This window comes from Ralstonia flaminis (assembly GCF_958415495.1).
Taxonomy (GTDB): domain Bacteria; phylum Pseudomonadota; class Gammaproteobacteria; order Burkholderiales; family Burkholderiaceae; genus Ralstonia; species Ralstonia flaminis.
In genome coordinates, this window is sequence record NZ_CATZLL010000001.1 from 505379 (window position 1) to 526161 (window position 20783).

Genomic DNA, 20783 nt, shown 5'->3' on the forward strand with positions numbered 1-20783 from the left:
CCGTCATGGACACCATGGTGATCGGCTTCACGCTCTCGATCTTTGTGGCCATCGTGCTGGGCATATCGGCGACCTATCTGTGGTGGGATAGCCGCCACAGCCAGACTGCCAAGCGCTTCAGCCAACGCTTGAAGATGGCCCTGCTCAGCAGCGCACGACACAGCCAAGACGAGAGCATCCTCAAACAGCGCGTGCTGGCGGACTCGCCCGAAATGGCGGCCCTGCTCGGCAGGCTGCCACGCATCAACCGGGTGGATCTGCTGTTGCTGCAATCGGGGCTGGACTGGTCGGTGGCGCGGTTCCTGGCCGTGACGCTGATTGCGCCGGTCGTGGTCGTCCTCGGCCTCTCGCCGGTCAACCCGCCCTGGATCGCCTCGGTCGTCCTTGCCGTGGTTGCTGCCTCGCTGCCGCCGTTCTACGTGCTGCATCGGCGCACGCGCCGGCTGATGAAGCTTGAAGCGCAATTGCCCGAGGCCACCGACCTGATCAGCCGCGCACTGCGTGCAGGCCACGCGCTGCCCAGCGCGCTGGAAATGGCCGGCAATGAGCTCCCTCAGCCGATCGGCACCGAGTTGGCGACGGTATTCGGCCAGATCAACTACGGCGTGGCCTTGAACGATGCACTGGCCGGGTTGATCGACCGCGTGCCGGTGGACGACCTGCGCTACCTGGTGATCGCCATCCTGATCCAGCGTGAATCGGGCGGCAACCTGGCGGAGATCCTCGACAACGTCGGCACGCTCATCCGCAAGCGCCTGCAACTGCTGGACAAGGTGCGCGTGCTGTCGGCAGAGGGTCGGCTGGGTGGATGGATTCTGACGGCGCTGCCGCCGGGCATGGCGTTCATGGTCTATCAACTGAACCCGGATTTGATGTCCGTGCTGTGGAAGGACCCGACCGGCATTCACATGATGTGGTCCGCCATTGTGATGACCTGCGTGGGCGTGCTGTGGATCCGCCAGATCGTGCGCATCCATATCTGATGCAACGGCCAGGCAACAAGAATCGGAGGCAGGGGCAACCCTGAACGGACATGCAGATCGCACAGACAGTATTGCTCGGCGGAACGTTCATCATCGTCTTTGGCGCCGTGCTGATTGCGCTCTCGGTCTTGCGGCCAAGCGCGCTGCAGCGCCGCCTTGGGCAGATCGACCGCGAAGCCCCGGGGTTGGTACCGCAAGAGAATCCGTACGACTGGCTGCGCAAGGTGGGCCAGATCGCCAAGCCGCTGGCCAAGGCCTCGCTGCCCAAAGAAGGCTGGGAGCAGTCCAACCTACGCACGCGCTTCGTACACGCTGGCTGGCGCTCGCCGGAAGCGCCCACCATCTACTTTGGCATCAAGACACTGTTGGCCGCGGGGATGCCGCTGCTGCTCTCCGTGGCATTGCTGGGCCGCTTTGATGCCAACCACCAGAACGAATACTTGACCGTGCTGTTTGCTGCGGCGCTACTCGGTTTCTATCTGCCGAACATCGCGCTGAAGATGAAAATTCGCCGCCGCCAGCGCGACATCTTTGAAGCGTTTCCGGACAGCCTCGACCTCATCATGGTGTGCGTGGAAGCCGGACTGGGGCTGGATGCCGCAGTGCTGCGCGTGGTGGAGGAAATGCGCACCGCGCGCCCGGCCCTGGCCGAAGAATACGAACTGCTGACGCTGGAGTTGCGCGCCGGCCTGGCACGCGAGAAAGCGCTACGCAACCTGGCCGCCCGCACCGGTGTGGAAGACGTGAGCATGCTGGTGGCTATGCTGATCCAGGCCGACCGCTTCGGCACCAGCGTGGCGGATTCACTGCGCGTGCATTCGGACATGCTGCGCACCAAGCGGCACATGCTGGCCGAAGAGCGCGCCGCCAAGATCGGCACCAAGATCCTGTTCCCGCTGATCTTCTGCATCTTCCCCTCACTGTTTGTCGTGCTGCTGGGCCCGGCTGCCATTCAGGTGATCGGCGCACTGCGCTCGGTTGCCATCCAACAGTAGCGCTGCCTTTGACCTTGCTTTGGACGTTGCCTCATCAAGCCTAGGAGACCACCATGCGCTCCCGTGCCACCCACCGTACCGCACAGCTCACGCGCAAGATGCGAGGTGCTGCCGGTGTCGAGTTCGCCCTGGTCTTCCCGATCCTGCTGCTGGTCGTGTTCGGCATCGTTGAGTTTGGTGCGGCTTGGTATGACAAGGCCGTCATCACCAACGCCAGCCGCGAAGCCGCGCGTGCGGGCGTGGTCTTCGGCAACCCGGTGCCGACCAGCACCAAGATCCAGAGCGTGGCGACCAACTACTGCCAGAACAAGCTGGTGACGTTTGGCGCGGCGGCCAACTGCACCGTGGGTTCGGTCACCGCCTGCACAGCGACGGGCAATCCACTCACAGTCACGGTGTCGTACACGTTCACCGGCCTGGTACTGGGCAAGCTGGCCCCGTTCACCGGATCGCTGGCGCTGAACGCACAAACCACCATGCTGTGCGAATAGCACAGCTCGACTCCCTTCCTTGCCATCCAGCGAGGTCTGTCATGCATAAGCGAGCCCTCAACCTTCGGCAACGCGGCGCGGTTGGAATGATCGCCCCGATGCTACTAACTGTCTTTCTGTCGATTGGCGTGATTGCCGTCGATATCGCCCACCTGTACGTAGTACGCAATGAACTGCAGAACGCGGCAGACGCGGCCGCACTGGCAGGGGCAGCGGGGCTTAACCCCGTCAGTCCCACGCCACAGTGGAGCAACGCTGTCACCAAGGGCACCAATGCGGTCAAACTGAATGGCTCCGACGGAAAAACGCTTGCCACCGGCACAGTCACTGCAGGCTACTGGAACCTGACCGGCAGCCCGGCCGGTATGCAGGCACAGACCATTACGCCTGGCACCAACGACATGCCGGCCGTGCAAGTCACGGTCGCACGTAGCGGCACGGGCGGCACAGCTGTCAACGGTGGAGCCATCAGCGGTTGGTTGGCATCGGTCTTCGGTTTTGGCACCGCTGGCGTCCAGGCCACGGCGGTGGCTGTCATTGCCGCTCCGGGCACTGCAAACCCCGGGGCCCTGTTTCCGGTGGCGTTGAACAAGTGCCTATTCGATCTGTACTGGAACTACAGCACAAACCAACCCTTAAACGATCCCTCCACCGGCCAACCTTACGTGCTGGACATCAACAGCAGTTACGGGCCGAGTAGCGGAACTTGCGCCAGCGGCGAGTGGACCGGTTTTACCGGCGCCACAGATGCCAGCACGGAGAAGGGTTTGGTCACCAGCGGCAATCCAACAGCCGTCAGCATTGGCCAAAACATCAACATTTCCACCGGCGTAAAGACCAGTGTCTACATGGCGATTCCGGCGACGCCTCTTACCGTGACGATGCCCGTGGTGTCCCCACTCTCACCCGGGGCGACCTCGCCTGTATATGCGTTTGCCGGCTTCGTCATCACGAAAGTCTTCATTAACGGCTCGCACTCGTACATCGAAGGGCACTTCACTACCAACGTGAAAGTCAGCGGTGGCGGCACCGGCACCAACTACGGCGCCTACGTACCGCCGCGCCTGGCGGACTAGCCAACGCAAACGCATCCAAACGGGGAAACGTCATGCACCAACCCTCCCAAGAACACGCGATGGCGCATGGCGCTTCGCAGTCGGTGGTGCAATCATCGACGGCCCGTCACTGGATCAACGCCTACACGGTACGCAGGGGCAGCCAGATCATGCTGTGCCTGTCGCTGCTGATCTTCGCCCTGGGCGCGTGGGTGACGCACGGCTTCACCGATACACGCATCACCGGGCCGGCGTCGGACTTCTCCGTGTTCTGGGCCGCCTCGCACATCGCGCTGCACAGCCACCCACTGCACGCCTACGACATCGACAAGATCATGGCGGTGATCAACCAGTACGGCACGCTGGAAGCCGGCACCGAGCGCATCCTGCCCTGGCTCTACCCACCGACCTTCCTGCTGCTGGTGCTGCCGCTGTCGTTGCTGCCGCTGTGGCCGAGCTACCTGCTGTTCATGCTGGCCACCGGGCTGTTCTACGTGAAGGCCACCCTCGGGCTGCTGGGCCGTCAGGTCGACTCACGCCAGCATGCGTGGATGTCGATAGTCGGCTCGCCGGCGGTGTTCGTGACGGTGTTGATGGGGCAGAATTCCATGCTCACTGCCGGGCTGGCCGCAACCGCTGTCGCGTGGCTCGACAAGCGCCCGGTGCTGGCGGGTGTTGCCATCGGCCTGCTTGCCATCAAGCCGCAGTTGGCCCTGCTGTTTCCCGTCGTGCTGCTCGTCACGCGCGCCTGGAAGACGCTGGCCAGCGCGGCCGTCACCGCCGTGGTGTTCACCGCCGTCAGCATTGCAGTGTGCGGCTGGGACACGGTGCCGGCCTTCTTCCACAACGCGCATTGGGCCGAGACCAATCTGGTCGAACATGGCGGCACTGCCTGGTACGTCATGCCGACGTTCCTGGCTGCGGCGCGTGCCGCCGGTTTTGGCGTAAAGCTGGCCTATGTCACCCAGATGACCATGGCCGTGCTGGCAGTGATCACCACAGCGTATGTCTGGCGCCGCAGTAACGACAGCGGCTTGCGTATCGCCGTGCTGGCCACGGGCACGCTGCTCATTTCACCCTACGTGCGCGCCTATGAGCTGACCTGGCTTGTCGTTGCCATTGCGGGCTACGTGAGCCACGGCATCCGGTTCGGGCTGTCGGGCACCGAGCGCACGCTGCTCGTCGCGGCATGGCTGCTGCCAGTGTTTGAGTTCACCAACCCGCTGTTCCATCTGCCACAGGTCGGGCCGTTTTTCTTCGTTGCCGTGATGGCACTGATTGTGCAGCGCGTACGCCAGCACAACGCAGCCCATGCCGCCAGCATGCCGCCCGAGGTGCCCCTTGCGCGTCGCATGCCGGTGCAGGCCAGCGCGCACGTGTCCGCGCATGTCTCCGGTTAACCAACGACAGACCAACCATAGGTCTGCGCTCTAGCAACAACATTGGGGGAAGTCATGCAACCGAATCATCAAGGTCATCACGACACACCACTGCTCTCGCTGGTGGTGCCGTTCTATAACGAGAGCCTGGCCATCGACGCGTTCTTCGCACGCGTGGTGCCGATTCTCGAATCCATTGCGGATGTGCATTTCGAGATCGTGTGCGTCAACGACGGCAGCGCGGACGACACACTCGCCCGGCTCATCGCGGTCTCGCACGTTGATGCGCGCGTGCGCGTGATCGATCTCACGCGCAACTTCGGCAAGGAAGCCGCGCTCACTGCTGGGCTGGATGAAGCGATGGGCGATGCCGTCATTCCCATCGATGCCGACCTGCAAGACCCGCCTGAGCTGATCCCCACGCTGGTTGCGCACTGGCACCGAGGCGCGGAAGTCGTGCTCGCCCAGCGCAGCAGCCGCGCATGCGACCCATGGCTCAAGCGCGTGACGGCCAAAGCCTACTACCGCATCCACAATCGGCTCTCCGACCTGAAACTGCCCGAAAACGTGGGGGACTTCCGCCTGATGGACCGCGTGGTCGTCAACGCGATCAAGCAACTGCCCGAGCGGCACCGCTTCATGAAGGGGCTGTTTGCGTGGGTGGGCTACACCACGGTGGTGGTGCAGTACGAACGCGAACCGCGCAGCGCCGGGCAGTCCAAGTTCTCGGGCTGGCGCCTGTGGAACTTCGCACTGGAAGGCATCACCAGCTTCAGCACGCTGCCGCTGCGCAGCTGGACTTACCTGGGTGCGATGATCGCGTCGCTGGCCTTCTTCTATGGCGCGTACATCATCGCGCGCACGTTGGTCTTTGGTGTGGATGTGCCTGGCTATGCGTCGGTGCTGTCACTGCTGCTCTTTTTCGGCGGCCTGCAGCTGATCGGCCTGGGCGTGGTGGGCGAGTACATCGGCCGCATCTACGACGAGGCCAAGGGGCGCCCGATCTACCTCGTCAAGCGCCGCTACCAGGTGCGCCGCCCACGCGAGCGTGTCTTGGGCAACCGCGATGTGATCTCGCTGGCCAGCGTGAAGCTGCGCATGGCGCAGAGCGATCGTCAGCGCGCCCACGCTGGCCGGCGCTAACGCGTCGCCAAGCGGCACGCAATGCAGGCGAGCAAGGAGACATCATGCGGCCAGCACAACCCAGCAGCGCAGACACATTCGCGGCCGGACTCCCCCGCGCCATCGCACGCCGACTGCCAGACCCCATGGCAATCGTGCGTGTGCTGCGCTTCGGGGTATCCGGCGTGGCGGCTACCGGCGTGCACGTCGCCATTGCAACCACGCTCATCAACGGCTTCTCCACGACACAGGTCACGGCCAATGGCGTGGCGTTCGTCTGCGCCAATGTGTGCTCCTACCTGCTCAATGCGCTGTGGAGCTTCTCAGCCAAGCCGGGCGGCGCAAACTTCCTGCGCTTCTACTGCGTTTCGCTGTTCGGGCTGGCGCTGACACTGTCAATCTCATGGCTCGCGCAGACGGTGGGGCTCAGCTACTGGGCGGGCCTGCTGTGCATTCTGGCGGTCGTGCCGCCAATCACCTTCGTCCTGCATCGGTTCTGGACATTCCGATAGCCACGCGATCGATCTCGCACAAACAACAACGGCTATCCGTTAGGAATGGCCGCTGCTTCTAACGATGCAGATGCAGAGAGATCAGTCGGTGTCCGCGCCCGAAGCACCGTGCGTGCGGTCAAAGCGGCGCAGCGTGTCGATACGCTCACGCGTGAGCGGGTGGGAGGAGAAGAACGCCGAGGCGTCATCATCGCTGGTGGTGCCGGACTTCTTCGCGTCATCAGCCTTGCGCGTGCCGCCGTGCGTGTCCTCCAGCGCCTGCAGCACATCTGCAAACGCACCGACAGACAGACCGTTGTCCTGCAGCAGTTGCGCAGCGTAGTGGTCTGCATCGCGCTCGTAGTCACGTGAATAGCGCAGCGTGAGCATCGCTGCCGGCACGCCCGACAAGATGGTCGACACATCGCCAAAGAGCAGCGCTGCCGTCGCTCCAATGGCAGAGGACTGAATCAGCTGGCGCAGGCCGTGGCGATACTCGACGTGCCCTGCCTCGTGCGCCAGCACACCCGTGAGGCCATCACCCTCGCCCACCAGCTTGACCAGCGCATCGGTCACGATGATGTCGCCGCCGGGCAGCGCGAATGCGTTGGCGCCCAAGGAGCCCGCATCCCGAAAGACGATGTTGTAGGTATGCGTGGCCTGCGGTGCGCGCAGGGCCGCAAAGCGTGCGCGAATGCGCGCCTGCTGCGCCTCCGGCAGTTTGCTGGGCTTGAGCCAGCGCTCGTCCAGCGCGCGCAGCGTACCGCGCCCGAGCTGCAGTTCCACGCGCTGGGGCACCATGCTTGCGACCACCTTGGCGCCCCATGGCAGGCCGTAGCGATAGCCGATCACCAGCACCAGCACCGTCACGATCAGCGCACCCAGCGCCAGCTTCCAGCTGTTCTGCGCACGCACCACCAGACCTTCTTGATGACCGGTGCGCTGCAGCAGCGTGTTGAGCGCCGCCTGCTCCGCCGGGTCGGCAATCTCGCAGAAGGCGCCGTCTTCAAACGTGATCAGGCGCGGCGCATGCTTGACGCGCTCTGACACGCGCAGCGTCGGCAGTGCTGCACGGCGCAACAGCGTACCGTCGGTGTCGAACAGCGCCGCCTCGCCCGCCTCGACGGCAAGACGCACGGGTTGCGCGCGCGAGGTTCGGCCGTCGAAGTAGGTGGCGAGAATCATGGGCGTGACCTTCCGGCGCGCTTACAGCGCGATGTCGATGTCGTACCAATCCACCGCAGCGTCGCCCAGCGCGCTCACCTTGGTGGTTTCGCCTGCCACGAAGGTGTCGAGCGAACCGGCCGCAAACAGCGTCACCGAGTCAAGCTTGTAGCGCAACGTACGCACGCGCGCAAACGGCGTGAACAGGCCAATGGTGATGGCAATCAGCACCGCGTTCGACACGTAGATCCAGAACAGCTTGCCGGCCGCCACTTGGCTCTGGAAGCGATGCGGGCCCAGCGTGGTGTGGTTCCACACCACGTTCTGCAGGCGCGACATGAAGTACGGTGCCAGGAACAGCATCGCCAAGTACATCAGCACCACGGCAATGGCGATACCGATGGCGGCGCTAGCGTTGTTGGCACCCTTGCTGAACGAAATACCGGTCAGAAGAATCAAGGCACCCGCTGCTACGACGGCGAGCAGCGCCAACCCGAACGTGCGCAGATACACGCCATAGAAGTTGCCCGGCGTGCCCGAAAAATCGAAGGGCGTGGTGCCAAAGCGCGTGTTGCGATGCTGATACCGCTTGAAGCGCTGGTGCGCCAGCGGCGCCAGCAGGTACGCGGTGAAGACACTCAGGATCGGCCAGACCAGAAACACCATGTAGCCTTCTGCATCCTTACCCGTGAAGGCGAAACGCAGGCCGCGATAGCTGGAGTTGGCCATGCGGAAGCGCAGCGAGCGCACCAGCAGCCACGGAAAGGCAGCCGCCAGCAGTGCCAGGAACACCAGCGACAGCACCGGCGAGGAATGGCCGAGCAGGTTGAACGCCAGTGCCAGCACGAAGATGATCGCGCGACCCTTGAGAATGGCGGTCGGGCTACCGTGATAGTCGAAGCTCGATCCGGCCAACTGCGTGTTGCGGTAGAAATACTGCATCGTGCGCACCTTCGCCCAGGCCGAGTAGATGCCCAGCGTGACGATGGTCAGCAGCAGGTTGACGATCCAGATACGGAAGTATTCCGAGCCGCTGCCGATAAAGCGCATCCGCAAGGGTTGCGGGGCAGCCGGAGCCTGGGCGCCGCCCAGGACGGGCTCGCGTGCGATGTCGTTCATCTGTTTTCCCTTCCCTGTGTTGTTGTCGTGCCCGCTCAGAAACAGAGGCTCGCGGGTGGGCCGATTGTAGCGAAGCCTGCCGCAATGCAGCGTTAACGGCGCGTTAACAAATCAGGGACGAAAACAGTCATGCATATAACAAAAAACCCCGCAGGCTTGCACCCACGGGGTTTTTTGTTTGGAACAACCGCCGGAAGAACCAGCGGCCGGGCCGAGTTGCCGGACTGGCAAATTACATCATGCCGTCCATGCCACCCATGCCGCCCATGCCGCCCGGCATTGCCGGAGCTGCATCTTCCTTCGGCAGTTCTGCAACGGCGCAATCCGTCGTCAGCATCAGCGAAGCGACCGAAGCGGCGTTCTGCAGCGCGGTGCGGGTCACCTTGGTCGGGTCCAGCACGCCCATTTCCACCAGGTCACCGTACTCGCCGGTGGCGGCGTTGTAGCCGTGGTTGCCCTTGCCGGCGATCACGTTGGCCACCACAACCGAAGCCTCGTCGCCAGCGTTCGTGACGATCTGGCGCAGCGGCTCTTCCATGGCGCGCAGCACGATCTTGATGCCGGCGTCTTGGTCAGCGTTGGAACCCTTCAGGCCCGAGATGGCAGCGCGGGCGCGCAGCAGTGCAACACCGCCGCCAGCCACGATACCTTCTTCCACGGCAGCGCGCGTTGCGTGCAGTGCATCTTCCACGCGAGCCTTCTTTTCCTTCATTTCGACTTCGGTGGCTGCGCCAACCTTGATCACGGCAACACCGCCGGCCAGCTTGGCCACGCGCTCTTGCAGCTTCTCACGGTCGTAGTCCGAGGTCGCTTCTTCGATCTGGGCACGCACTTGCTTCACGCGGGCTTCGATGTTGCGGGCATCGCCAGCACCGTCGATGATCGTGGTGTTTTCCTTGCCGATTTCAACGCGCTTGGCTTGGCCCAGGTCGTTCAGGGTTGCCTTTTCCAGCGTCAGGCCGACTTCTTCAGCGATGACTTGGCCGCCCGTCAGGATGGCGATGTCTTCCAGCATGGCCTTGCGGCGGTCGCCGAAGCCCGGAGCCTTGACGGCAGCGGTCTTCAGGATGCCACGGATGTTGTTGACCACCAGCGTTGCCAGGGCTTCGCCTTCAACGTCTTCAGCAATGATCAGCAGCGGACGGCCAGCCTTGGCCACTTGCTCCAGCACCGGCAGCAGGTCACGGATGTTGCTGACCTTCTTGTCGAACAGCAGAACGAACGGGTTGTCCAGTTGGACAACTTGCTTTTCCGGGTTGTTAATGAAGTACGGCGACAGGTAGCCGCGGTCGAACTGCATACCTTCCACGACGTCCAGCTCGTCGGCCAGCGACTTGCCGTCTTCCACGGTGATCACGCCTTCCTTGCCGACCTTGTCCATGGCTTCAGCGATGCGCTGGCCGATGGATTCGTCGCTGTTGGCCGAGATGGCGCCAACTTGAGCGATTTCCTTGCTGGTGGTGGTCGGCTTGCTGATGTTCTTCAGCTCTTCCACGGCAGCAGCGACAGCCTTGTCGATACCGCGCTTCAGGTCCATCGGGTTCATGCCGGCGGCAACGTACTTCATGCCTTCGCGCACGATCGACTGAGCCAGCACCGTAGCGGTGGTGGTGCCGTCACCGGCGTTGTCGCTGGTCTTGGAAGCAACTTCCTTGACCATTTGCGCGCCCATGTTCTGCAGCTTGTCCTTCAGCTCGATTTCCTTGGCGACCGACACACCGTCCTTGGTCACGGTCGGGCCACCGAAGCTGCGCTCCAGCACCACGTTGCGGCCCTTCGGGCCCAGGGTCACCTTCACGGCGTTGGCGAGAATGTTCACGCCTTCAACCATCTTGGCACGTGCGGCGTCGCCGAACACTACGTCTTTAGCTGCCATCTTGAGAATCTCCGAGATCTTGGGATGTTGCCCGCGCCAACCTGAATGGGGCGCAAGCAATGAGGATTGGGTTACTGGTAAGCCGTTGCGCTTGAGCGCACGCTTACTTCGCCACCACGGCCATGATGTCTTCTTCGCGCATGACCAGAACTTCCTGGCCTTCCACCTTGACGGATTGGCCGGCGTACTTGCCGAACAGCACGCGGTCGCCGACCTTCACGTCCAGCGCGATCGCATTGCCCTTGTCGTCTTTCTTGCCCGGGCCAACGGCCAGCACTTCACCTTGGTCCGGCTTTTCAGCGGCGGCGTCAGGGATGACGATGCCGGAAGCGGTCTTCGTTTCGTTGTCCAGGCGCTTCACGATCACGCGATCATGCAAGGGACGCAGGTTCATACAAACTCCTCAATGCAAAGTGAGTGTTTATTCACAAAACGCGCCGCAGAGCGCGGCGCTTCGGTAAAACTTCGGGGGCGGGTGCGTTGTTAGCACTCCAACCCGACGAGTGCTAATTATAGGGACGGGGTATTACGATTTCAAGAATGGGGATTCGTCGAAATTCACTCAGCTGTCGAGATTCGCTCAACGCTGAACTTTGTTCACTCAACTCTGAACTCCCTGGAGCTCCTCACCAACCTCATTTCTCAAAAATACCTTTCCCCTCAGTGCTTTAGCTGAAGCCACCCATGTGAGTCGGAACAACGGAATGGGGTCCTACTCTCGCCGTGAGAGGCGCGAACCTCCCGCTCCAGGCCAGAAAAAGAGCATCAAGAAGCACAAAAAATATGCATGGATGAGCCCGCGGGACTCGTGGAAAGGTGAGAAGACACGGGGGTATTTGTCTTCGATGGGGCGAGAACACCTCGCCGCTGCTCTGAAACAGCGGCTTGATCGCCGCGGGCGCCCTGTTCACTCCTAGTTTTCATAGGAGAGCGCCGCTCGGCGTTCCAATCGTCGCAGCGAAGTCTCCGCAGGCGCCTTTCTCTACTCTGACAACGCGCAATCGTAGTTGTGCGGCTGCCAATGGACTGTGCCTATACAGGCACTCAAGAAAGAGAAAGTACGTGCCTGAGTTACTCGCAATCCTTGCGCTTCTGATCTGGAGCTCACTAGCCGTTTCTGCGGTTGCGCTGACCGGCGTCCCTGCGCTTTTCTCCACAGGCATTGCCCTGGCAATCGGTGGCGCTTGTGGACTCCCCTGGATTCGATGGCGAGAACTATCCCTGTCTGCACTACTGGTAGGTGCAGGGGCCATGTTCGGCTATCACGCGCTGTATTTCTTGAGCTTGAAGCTGGCCGAGCCAGTGGTCGCCAATCTCTTGCACTACCTCTGGCCACTGTTGATCATCCTTCTGACCCCGGCGCTGCTACCCAATCATCGGCTTTCACGTACTCACGTAATTGCAGGCCTACTCGGCTTTGTTGGCATCGTCGCCTGCGTTGGGGATGCCCCCTTGGGGAATTGGAATGCTTGGTGGGGGTATGTACTTGCGCTGGTTTCAGCACTTATCTGGGCTGCGTATTCGGTTTGGGCTAAGCGGAGTGCCGCCGTTCCAACGTCCACTGTAGCGCTCTACTGCCTGCTGGCCGGCATCACTGCGATCGCTACCAACTTCTTTGTTCAAGAATCCTTCAGCGTGAGTCGATGGCAGTGGATCGTATTGATCTACATGGGCATCGGCCCGCTCGGCGGCGCCTTCTACTTATGGGATATCGCAATGAAGCGCGGACATCCGCAGCGGATTGCCTTGTACGGCTATGCGGTGCCGATTGCATCCACTGCGTTTGTGAGTATCTACGTCGGAAAGGGCCTCACAGCGGGGACCATGCTTGGAGCGCTCTTCGTAACCATCTCCGTCATGGTTGGCCGGCGTGCCGAGAACGCCTCCACTGCCCAAGACTGGGACTCTTCGGTTTCGGAATCAAGGCCGCTCGATGCTCGGCCTGACCTCACTGAGCCCTAATTCATCGGCTCGCAATCTTATGGCTAACACCTCCAACTTGGCCCCTCAACTGAACACGCTGCTGCAACTGCGCAGCAAGCTCCAAGCGCAAACCGGCGCAGAGCTGCGATTTGACGCGGCTACCCGAGGCGCCTACGCGTCCGAAGCGTCCAACTATCGCCAGCCTCCTCTTGGGATTGTGATTCCCAAAACCATCGCGGACCTTGTCGAAGCGGTTCGGCTATGTGGCGAACTTTCTGTACCCATCGTCCCACGCGGCGCAGGGACTTCCATGTGCGGGCAGTCAGTCAACGCGGCGGTCTGTATTGATCATTCGAAGTACCTTAACGCGGTGGAAGGAATCGATCCGGGCCAGCGCACCGCCATTGTTCAACCCGGTGTCATCTGCGATCAGCTGAAGCAGGCAGCCGCTGTCCACGGCCTAACGTTTGGCCCCGACCCCGCGACGCATTCTCGTTGCACCTTGGGTGGCATGATTGGCAACAACTCGTGCGGCGCCCATTCGGTGATGGCCGGCAAAACGGTCGAGAACATCGAGCGTCTAGAAGTCGTCACGACCACCGGGGAGCGCTTCTGGGTGGGCGCTACCGACCAGGACGAGTACGAACAACATTTGGCAGCGGGCGGCGAGCGCGCGCAGATCGTGCGCGGGTTGAAGGCGCTCGTCGATCGCCATGAGAACGCGATCCGCTCGGGCTACCCGAAACTAAAGCGCCGAGTCTCGGGATACAACCTTGACCAATTGCTGCCAGAGAACGGCTTCAACATCGCCAGGGCCCTGGTTGGTTCCGAGGGCACCTGTGTGACGGTGACCAGAGCAGAGACTCGCTTGGTAACCCACCCACGTGAGCGGGTCCTGGTGGTACTTGGCTTCGAAACCATCTTCGATGCGGCGGATTGCGTTCCCGATTTGCTCCCACTTGGCCCAATTGCCATGGAGGGGCTCGATGACGGCATTATTCACGGCCTGCGTGATCTAGGTCTGCGGCTGGACGACATTGCAGAACTGCCGGCTGGAAACGCCTGGTTGATGATCGAATTTGGAGCGCAACAACGCCCCGACGCCGTTGCATCTGCCGAACGAGCCGTCGCAGTTGCAGAGCGGCTAGGATCGAAGCCCAGCTATCGCTTGGTCGATGATGCGCGCCTGATGCATCGGCTGTGGTCGATCCGCGAGACCGGTGCTTCTGCGACATCGCTGTCCAATGTTCCCGGTGAACCCGATCCCGTGGTGGGTTGGGAGGACGCCGCCGTTGAGCCCGCACGGCTAGGTGCATATCTGCGCGAGTTCTCGGCGTTAGTGGCCAGGTACGGTTACCGCACCAATCTCTATGGCCATTTCGGCGATGGCTGTATCCACTCGCGAATCACCTTCGATCTCCAGTCAAAACAAGGTGTTCAGCATTGGCGCGCATTCCTGGAGGAAGCTGCACGGCTGGTTGTCGCCCACGGCGGATCGCTGTCGGGCGAGCATGGAGATGGGCAGGCGAAAGGCGAGTTCCTTCCGCTGATGTACTCGCCCGAACTCATGCAGGCATTCCGCGAGTTCAAGGCTATCTGGGATCCAAAGGGGCTGATGAACCCCGGCAAGCTGATTGACGCGATGTCGGCGGATATGCATCTTCGCCGCGGCCCTGAGTATCGCCAAGTGGAAGTGGAAACCGCCTTTGCCTTTGGCGAGGGAACGACCACCGGATTTGCTCGTGAAACCGAACGCTGCATCGGTATGGGCAAGTGCCGGTCGCTGGAAGGCGGGACGATGTGTCCCAGCTTCAAGGCCACGCGAGAGGAACTCTATTCCACGCGCGGCCGTGCGCGTCTGTTCTTCGAGATGCTTCGAGGCGACGTCGTTACTGGTGGATGGCAGGACGAGGCCATCAAGGATTCGCTCGACCTTTGCCTTGCGTGCAAAGGGTGCAAGTCCGACTGTCCGACTCACGTCGATATTCCCAAGTACCGTAGCGAGTTCTTGAGTCGCTACCACCAGAAGCATCGGCGCAAGCCAATGGATGCAATGATTGGTCGCATTGGGCAATGGTTGCCGCTAGCAGCACCGCTGGCCCGACCTGTCAACGCAATGATGCGCCAGCCGGTGCTCAGACAGCTCGCCAAGACGATGGGGCTCGCGCCCTCAGTGAAGTTCCCCAAGCTGGCACTCAAGTCATTCAGATCTGATGCCACTGCCAACAGATTGAGCGATGTTTGGCCCGAGGCGTTTGGCGCGAAGGACGTCGTCCTCTGGGTCGACACTTTCAATAACGGCTTCACGCCTGCGGTCCTGGAAGCTGCAGTCCGGGTCATAGAGCGCGCAGGATGGACCCCACGCCTGACGCGGCGCCATGTGTGTTGTGGGCGCCCCCTCTACGACGTCGGGTTGCTGGAGAAGGCCCGCGAGAATCTGCTCGAGATTCTCAACGTACTGGAACTGGCCATTGAGACCGGGGTTCCGGTGCTGGTTCTGGAACCTAGTTGCCTATCGGTCTTCCGCGACGAGCTGCCGTCGCTCCTGCCCGAAGATAGACGTGCTCTGTTGCTATCTAAACTGGTCATCACCACTGCAGAGTTCGCGAAGAGCGCGGGGCTAGCACTTCCCGCGGGCGACGCTGTTCATGTGCACCCTCATTGCCATCAACGGGCATGTGGGGGAACTCAAGCTGAGAGTCAGTTGGGAGCGCGTGTCTTGGACACCGGATGCTGCGGAATGGCCGGTGCTTTTGGATACCACACGAAGACGGCCGAGGTTGCACGAAAAGTTGGAGAGTTGGAGCTCCTACCGAAGCTGCAATCGGTCAAACCGGAAGATGTCCTTGTGAGCGACGGATTTAGCTGCCGGTGCCAGATTAGCCATCTTGGGGGCCGCCAGGCGAAGCACCTCGTAGAGGTCCTGGCGGAACCTGGGGTCAACGCCAAGAATAACAATTGATCATCAGACCAAAATCCGCACGAGAAGTGAGAGAGACACGATGAATACGCCCCCTACTGCCTCGATCAAGATTGGTGAGGAAATTGTTGCTGGCTTTGCCAAGTACAGCCTGCCCTCTGTGGATGCTGCGACGTCGCGGGATCGGGGCGACGGGCCATACAAGCGCCTTGTTCTCCGTGGGGCTACGCTGATCGATGGCACCGGCGCCCCTCCCTGGGGGCCGGTTGATATCGTGGTCGAACGTGACCGCATCGTGGATATCGTCAGCGTCGGGACGCCGGGCCTTCCCATTCGCGAATCGCGTCGCCCCGAGCAAGGTGAGTTCGAGATCGACTGTCACGGCAAATTTGTGACCCCTGGCTTCATCGACAGCCACGCGCATGTTGGAGCGCCTTTCCATGCATCGTGCGGGACGATGCCGAACGCCGACTACGTATACAAGCTATGGCTGGCACACGGCGTCACGACCGTCAGGGAGACGGGGTGCTTCAATGGGCTGGAGTGGACGCTGCAACAGAAGAAGGCATCGGATGAGTATGCGATAGCTGCTCCGCGTCTTTTTGCTTACGCGTACTTCCCAGCCATCAACGACTATCTGAAAACCATCCATACTCCCGCCGCCGCACGCGAATGGATGCGCAAGATCCGTGAGGCCGGGGCTGACGGCGTCAAGTTCTTCGGCGCCCCGCCGGCGATCATGGAAGCCGCATTGGACGAAGCACGTCAGCAAGGCCTGCGCACCTGCTGCCATCACGCGACATTAGCGGTGAGCCGGATGAATGCGCTGACCACGGCCAAATGGGGACTCACGAGCTCTGAACACAGTTATGGCCTTCCCGAGGCGCTTTTCGATGACCGGACCGTTCAAGCATTTCCGCGGGGCTATCACTACAACGATGAGTATTTGCGGTTCTCGACTGCCGGCACGACTTTTCTGCAAGCGGCGAAACCGGGTAGCGCCAAGTGGAATGAGGTGCTTGGTGCGTTTTTGGAAGCGGGGCACACGTTCGTCCCGACCATGACGGTGTATGACGCCAATCGCGATCTCATGCGTGCGCGTCGCGCCGACTGGCATCGGCCATACACCGACCACAATCTCTGGCAGTACTTCCAGCCCCACCGTGGCGGTCATGGCGCTTACTGGTATCAGTGGACGACTCAGAACGAGATCGAGTGGCGCGAGACGTTCCGCATCTGGATGCAGTTCCTGAATGACTACAAGAACCTCGGCGGCCGAGTGTGTACTGGCAGCGACTCTGGGTTCATGTTCCAGGTCTATGGCTTTGGCTTCGTTCGTGAACTCGAACTGCTGCAGGAAGCGGGTTTCAGCACATTGGAGACCCTTCGCGCAGCCACATTGCACGGCGCCGAACTGCTGGGTGTTCAGGAAGACACCGGCTCCATTGAAGTCGGAAAGCGCGCGGACATGCTGGTGCACGATACCAACCCGTTGGACGACTTCAAGTTGCTGTACGGCACCGGTGCACTGCGGTTAAACGAAAAGGCGAACAGCGGTGAATGGCGCCGGTGCCTGCGGACGACCATCAAGGGCGGAATGTGCTTCGATACGGAAACGCTGCTCAAAGATGTGAAAGGGATGGTTGAAGCACGAGATGAGTTGGCGCCATGATGAGCGGCACGCCCACAGACTTTGTTGTTCTATCAGGATTCCTCGGCAGCGGGAAAACGACGCTGCTTGAGCGCTACCTAGCGACGCGGTCGGAAGGCGATACCGCAGTGATCGTCAACGATGTGGGCGAAGTGAACATTGATGGTGCAGTCCTCGCGTTGCGTGAGGGTGTACCCATGGCCACACTGAGCAACGGCTGCGTATGCTGCAGCCTCACAAATGATTTGCAGGCAACCGTCCAAGCGTTGCTGCAAGAGCGTCAGTACTCCGGAATGGCGCCGCTTCGTCGTGTGATTCTCGAGTGCAGTGGCATATCAGAGCCGGGAGCCATTCTCCGTACTCTATCGGGGCTGGCTTGGCTGAATATGTGCGTGAGTGTGGTGACTACGTATGACGCCAGCCAAACCGCCCGTACCGACGCCATGTTCGAGCTGGCGGCTGCACAGTTGGCTGCTGCGCACGTAGTCGTGTTGACGAAGCTCGACCTGGTTGAAGGGATCGTCACGGACGAAGTGCTCGAGAAGGTATCTCAGTTCGCGCCATTCGCGCAGCTTGTAGTCGAGCCAAAACCGATACGTCGGGCCCAGCTTGCTTTTGAATGTCCTGCGGGCAAGCCCGATTGGGCTCGGCTCGCAACTGAGGAAGAGCCTATGCGTAGAACTAGCGCGAGTTCAATTTCCACTGGTGCCGCGAATCATCCGCGGCTTGGAGTCTTTAAGGTCACGTTCACCGAACCGCTGGGATGGAACACGCTGGAGGCATGGCTCGAGAACCTCGTCGGATATTTTGACGGGCGGCTTCTGCGCATGAAAGGAATCGTCGATCTCCGAGATTGTTCCGAACCCGTTCTGATCCAAGGCGTCGGCCCTCACGTCGATATGCCGCGGCGCATTGGTTCCCGAACGCATACCTCGTCGATGGTGCTGATTGTCCGTGACGCTACGAGAGACGAGGTGGCAAGCGTGGAACCGCGTCTTCCCATTAAGGAGATTTCGCGGCAGGCAGCTCGCAACCCTATTCGCGTGCGACTGCCCGGCGGGTGTTCGCTACCCTCCTAAGAGGATGGGGCGTTTGAAACTGATTTCTCAGTTTGTCGAAAGTGAGCATGCAGGTGGGGCTTTGCTCGGAGTCTACGCAGGGGTAGGTGTCCGCAACAGCCTTAGCAGGCTTCAATCTATGTTGGCGGGGACTAGCGGGGTGGGGTGGCTGGTCTTGGAAGCGTATGCTGGGGCACCCGCTCGATCGCTTCTCGCCGAGTCATGACCGGAATCCGGTCGCCGTTGATAGATGGTTGTGTACGCAAGAAATCGGCCAAATCAAAGGGCAAGCTGAAGTAGCGTCCCATCCACGCAATCAGCTCTACAAGTTTGGGGGGCTTGGGGATTTTGGTTCCCAACTTGTGCTGACCGGCCTTTTTTACCGTCGACCTGGGATGAACTAGGCGATTTCTCTCGCCAAAAAGTTTGTGTAGTGTTTCGGCCTCCGCGCACCCTGGTGGTATCACATAGCCAGGCAGCATTATTTTAGGTCCATGCAACCACTTATCTGGTGTGGGCTTCGATTCGATGAGTTGGAACACATCCTCTTTATCGAGCATTGAGAGCCCCCACGCCAGCGCAAGATTGATCTCGGCCTCACAGAGTGCGGCTGAGAGTATCGCTACCTCAGTGTGAAGAGCTATGGCCTTCATCAAATAGCGATGAGAGACGCGTTCCTCTGGTGTCTTATTGATACCTGATTGCCGCTTCGCTTCTTCATCAATCTCTAGGTCACCCGCTCCCGGGTTCAGAGATGCGAGCCGCGCGCGCCACTCCGCATAGTTTGTACGCGCCTCGATGGTGCTTCGGGCCGCGTCGATTTTGACCTCCTCACGCAATGCGACGAACTGCGGCCAAAGCCCCTTCAATATATGCTCGAGCCAGTTATCGCTTCCGACGTGCCAGTTGGGTACTCCAGCGGTGGCCCCAGCAAGTTTCTTGCGAATCTCATCCCTACCATCGCCAATGATCAACGCCATAGAGCTCCTTATGTCCGGTGCTGAACGCACCCTCTCTCAATGAAGTACTGGCGTCGATTGTCGACGATCCTGCATGTACAGTCGAATGAATGTCTGATAGTGGACGGCGGGCGCTCGATTGATCAGCATGCGCTGCTGAACCAAAGCTGTCGGGTGCCCGGTCAGGTGTTCAAGGGCAGCTATTCCTGGAATTCGTTTCCGAGACTTCGTATTTGGGGCGAGTGGTTTGTGGTGTGTTCGCTGGAGCTTGAGTATTAACATCTGAGACACGATTCGTGTTTGGAACAATAGACCCAACAGCGAAAGTTGACTGGTATTCGAACCCGATATATTTGCCTCATGAAAAATCAAGAAGAAGCGCTCCCCCCTGAGCTACTCGCAGTCCGCGGTGCCGCGCTATCTGCAATGGATGACCTCGTGCCCGCCGGACCGCCTGGTTCCGCAGAAGAATCTAAGAGCTTCTTCTTATCATCATGGACCAAGGCCGGGCGGGATCTGCCGCCACACTATCTAGTCCATTTCCTGCTGATCGATCTTTTGGGATTCCCGTATCTTGGACGATGGGAGAAGGTCGCTTGGGCTGTGCCAGTCCGCCTCGGTGGCAAGCTCTACGGAGTGGAACATCGAAAGATGGGGATGGGTGTATTCGCACCGAATCGCAATCCGTCAGCAAGAAGTAGTGGAGTAGCGAGCGAAGGCGAAGAGTCCGACGCTCGTGAGATAGTTCGACGCATAAAACGGGCTGTAGACTTAGCGGCACCTTACTTTGAATGGCGAGCCCAAACTGCCGCTAAGGGTCGCGATATCAATGTCGTAAACACAAGCGCCGCACTTTTCGAGCGATATCGGTTCTTCTGCGAGCAGTTTGAGTTGAAGACGTCGGAGTCGTTACTTCGGCGCGAAGAGATGACCACGTCCGATGGAGGATTGCCCGGCTACAAACTGCGGTTTGCGCATTTGTTTCCGTCGATCAGACTCAAGGAAGAAGCAGAGTGGAGTGCTCAGGCTGCAATTGAAGCATTCTTCGGTTGGACTGAGCACGTTTTCATCCATCTCGCGGTTTTGCAAGGATTTATCCGAACCGGAGAAGAGGTCGCAAGATTGGCCGCCGCAGACTGGAAAACAAAATTTAGGACGGCGCTGGATATCAACGACGTCGTTACAAAAAGCCACTACGATGGTCTGCTCACACTGAGAACTCAGATCCGAAACTACATGGCTCACGGTGCGTTCGGAAAGCGTGGCGAGGCATTTTCTTTTCACTCGGGTGCTGGCGCCGTGCCCGTTCTCCTTACGAGAGATTCTAGACATGGCTACTCTCTAACGGGCGGACCGGCATTCGATGAGAAGGCTGCGTTACTGCAAATCGAGGCATTCGTCACACATCTTTGGACTGGCACAAGGGAGCCAGCAAAGGAATATATGGAGAGCGAAGTTCCTACTGTGCTTACGTTCGCAAGTGACGGCACCTACCTATTGGCAATGCGGTCAGTCGACGCTATGGAGCAACTCATCAAACGCCAGTTGGATGCGCAAGAGCGCGCTGCAAACATGGACTGGTAGATACGGGGACGAC

The 20783-nt window shown here is 60.5% G+C and carries 17 protein-coding genes; 12 read left to right on the top strand and 5 right to left on the bottom strand.

All coding sequences use genetic code 11. The features are described 5' to 3' along the window. The first annotated feature begins 5 nt into the window (after positions 1 to 5). From R2N11_RS02365 to R2N11_RS02395, 7 genes are read left to right on the top strand one after another with little or no spacing between them, the layout of a single operon-like run. Positions 6 to 983 (top strand): type II secretion system F family protein, encoded by a 978-nt coding sequence (locus R2N11_RS02365; protein ID WP_316679984.1) that lies wholly within the window; start codon positions 6 to 8, stop codon positions 981 to 983. Between the two features lie 50 nt (positions 984 to 1033). Then, positions 1034 to 1978 carry a type II secretion system F family protein gene (locus R2N11_RS02370; protein ID WP_316679985.1) on the top strand — a complete coding sequence of 315 codons (945 nt, stop codon included), beginning with the start codon at positions 1034 to 1036 and terminating at the stop codon, positions 1976 to 1978. A gap of 53 nt (positions 1979 to 2031) precedes the next feature. Next, on the top strand, positions 2032 to 2469 hold the full coding sequence (locus R2N11_RS02375; RefSeq protein ID WP_316679987.1) for a TadE/TadG family type IV pilus assembly protein: 438 nt from the start codon (positions 2032 to 2034) through the stop codon (positions 2467 to 2469). Between the two features lie 41 nt (positions 2470 to 2510). Next, positions 2511 to 3545 (top strand): TadG family pilus assembly protein, encoded by a 1035-nt coding sequence (locus tag R2N11_RS02380; protein WP_316679989.1) that lies wholly within the window; start codon positions 2511 to 2513, stop codon positions 3543 to 3545. Positions 3546 to 3577: 32 nt separating this feature from the next. Beyond that, positions 3578 to 4924: a glycosyltransferase family 87 protein gene (locus tag R2N11_RS02385; protein ID WP_430715404.1), complete on the top strand. Its 1347-nt coding sequence runs from the start codon at positions 3578 to 3580 to the stop codon at positions 4922 to 4924. Between the two features lie 54 nt (positions 4925 to 4978). Next, on the top strand, positions 4979 to 6046 hold the full coding sequence (locus tag R2N11_RS02390; RefSeq protein WP_199030393.1) for a glycosyltransferase family 2 protein: 1068 nt from the start codon (positions 4979 to 4981) through the stop codon (positions 6044 to 6046). Positions 6047 to 6090: 44 nt separating this feature from the next. Beyond that, positions 6091 to 6537 carry a GtrA family protein gene (locus R2N11_RS02395; RefSeq protein WP_199030394.1) on the top strand — a complete coding sequence of 149 codons (447 nt, stop codon included), beginning with the start codon at positions 6091 to 6093 and terminating at the stop codon, positions 6535 to 6537. Positions 6538 to 6618: 81 nt separating this feature from the next. On the opposite strand, the gene R2N11_RS02400 is transcribed toward R2N11_RS02395, so the two are convergent. From R2N11_RS02400 to groES, 4 genes are all read right to left on the bottom strand, one after another. Continuing rightward, the gene (locus R2N11_RS02400) at positions 6619 to 7701 is read right to left on the bottom strand and encodes a M48 family metallopeptidase (protein WP_316679992.1); all 1083 of its coding nucleotides are present in this window, start codon (positions 7699 to 7701) and stop codon (positions 6619 to 6621) included. Positions 7702 to 7722: 21 nt separating this feature from the next. Further along, positions 7723 to 8799 carry a YjgN family protein gene (locus tag R2N11_RS02405; protein WP_199030396.1) on the bottom strand — a complete coding sequence of 359 codons (1077 nt, stop codon included), beginning with the start codon at positions 8797 to 8799 and terminating at the stop codon, positions 7723 to 7725. Between the two features lie 232 nt (positions 8800 to 9031). Next, positions 9032 to 10675: a chaperonin GroEL gene (groL, locus tag R2N11_RS02410; protein WP_199030397.1), complete on the bottom strand. Its 1644-nt coding sequence runs from the start codon at positions 10673 to 10675 to the stop codon at positions 9032 to 9034. Between the two features lie 103 nt (positions 10676 to 10778). Beyond that, positions 10779 to 11069: a co-chaperone GroES gene (gene groES / locus R2N11_RS02415; RefSeq protein ID WP_199030398.1), complete on the bottom strand. Its 291-nt coding sequence runs from the start codon at positions 11067 to 11069 to the stop codon at positions 10779 to 10781. A gap of 668 nt (positions 11070 to 11737) precedes the next feature. Between groES and R2N11_RS02420 the strand changes: the two genes are divergently transcribed. From R2N11_RS02420 to R2N11_RS02435, 4 genes are read left to right on the top strand one after another with little or no spacing between them, the layout of a single operon-like run. Beyond that, positions 11738 to 12637, top strand: coding sequence for a DMT family transporter (locus tag R2N11_RS02420; protein WP_316679993.1), 900 nt, complete (start codon positions 11738 to 11740; stop codon positions 12635 to 12637). Positions 12638 to 12656: 19 nt separating this feature from the next. Beyond that, positions 12657 to 15560 (top strand): FAD-binding and (Fe-S)-binding domain-containing protein, encoded by a 2904-nt coding sequence (locus tag R2N11_RS02425; RefSeq protein ID WP_316679994.1) that lies wholly within the window; start codon positions 12657 to 12659, stop codon positions 15558 to 15560. A 40-nt stretch (positions 15561 to 15600) separates the two neighbouring features. Continuing rightward, the gene (locus tag R2N11_RS02430; protein ID WP_316679995.1) at positions 15601 to 17190 is read left to right on the top strand and encodes an amidohydrolase family protein; all 1590 of its coding nucleotides are present in this window, start codon (positions 15601 to 15603) and stop codon (positions 17188 to 17190) included. After that, positions 17187 to 18248, top strand: a complete 1062-nt coding sequence (locus R2N11_RS02435) for a CobW family GTP-binding protein (RefSeq protein WP_316679996.1) — start codon at positions 17187 to 17189, stop codon at positions 18246 to 18248. Before R2N11_RS02430 ends, R2N11_RS02435 begins: the two co-directional genes overlap by 4 nt. A 131-nt stretch (positions 18249 to 18379) precedes the next feature. Here R2N11_RS02435 and R2N11_RS02440 read toward each other — a convergent pair whose 3' ends face one another. Next, positions 18380 to 19207, bottom strand: coding sequence for a hypothetical protein (locus tag R2N11_RS02440; protein ID WP_316679997.1), 828 nt, complete (start codon positions 19205 to 19207; stop codon positions 18380 to 18382). Positions 19208 to 19546: 339 nt separating this feature from the next. On the opposite strand from R2N11_RS02440, the gene R2N11_RS02445 reads away from it, so the two are divergent. Then, positions 19547 to 20770: a hypothetical protein gene (locus R2N11_RS02445; protein ID WP_316679998.1), complete on the top strand. Its 1224-nt coding sequence runs from the start codon at positions 19547 to 19549 to the stop codon at positions 20768 to 20770. The last annotated feature ends 13 nt before the right edge of the window (positions 20771 to 20783 follow it).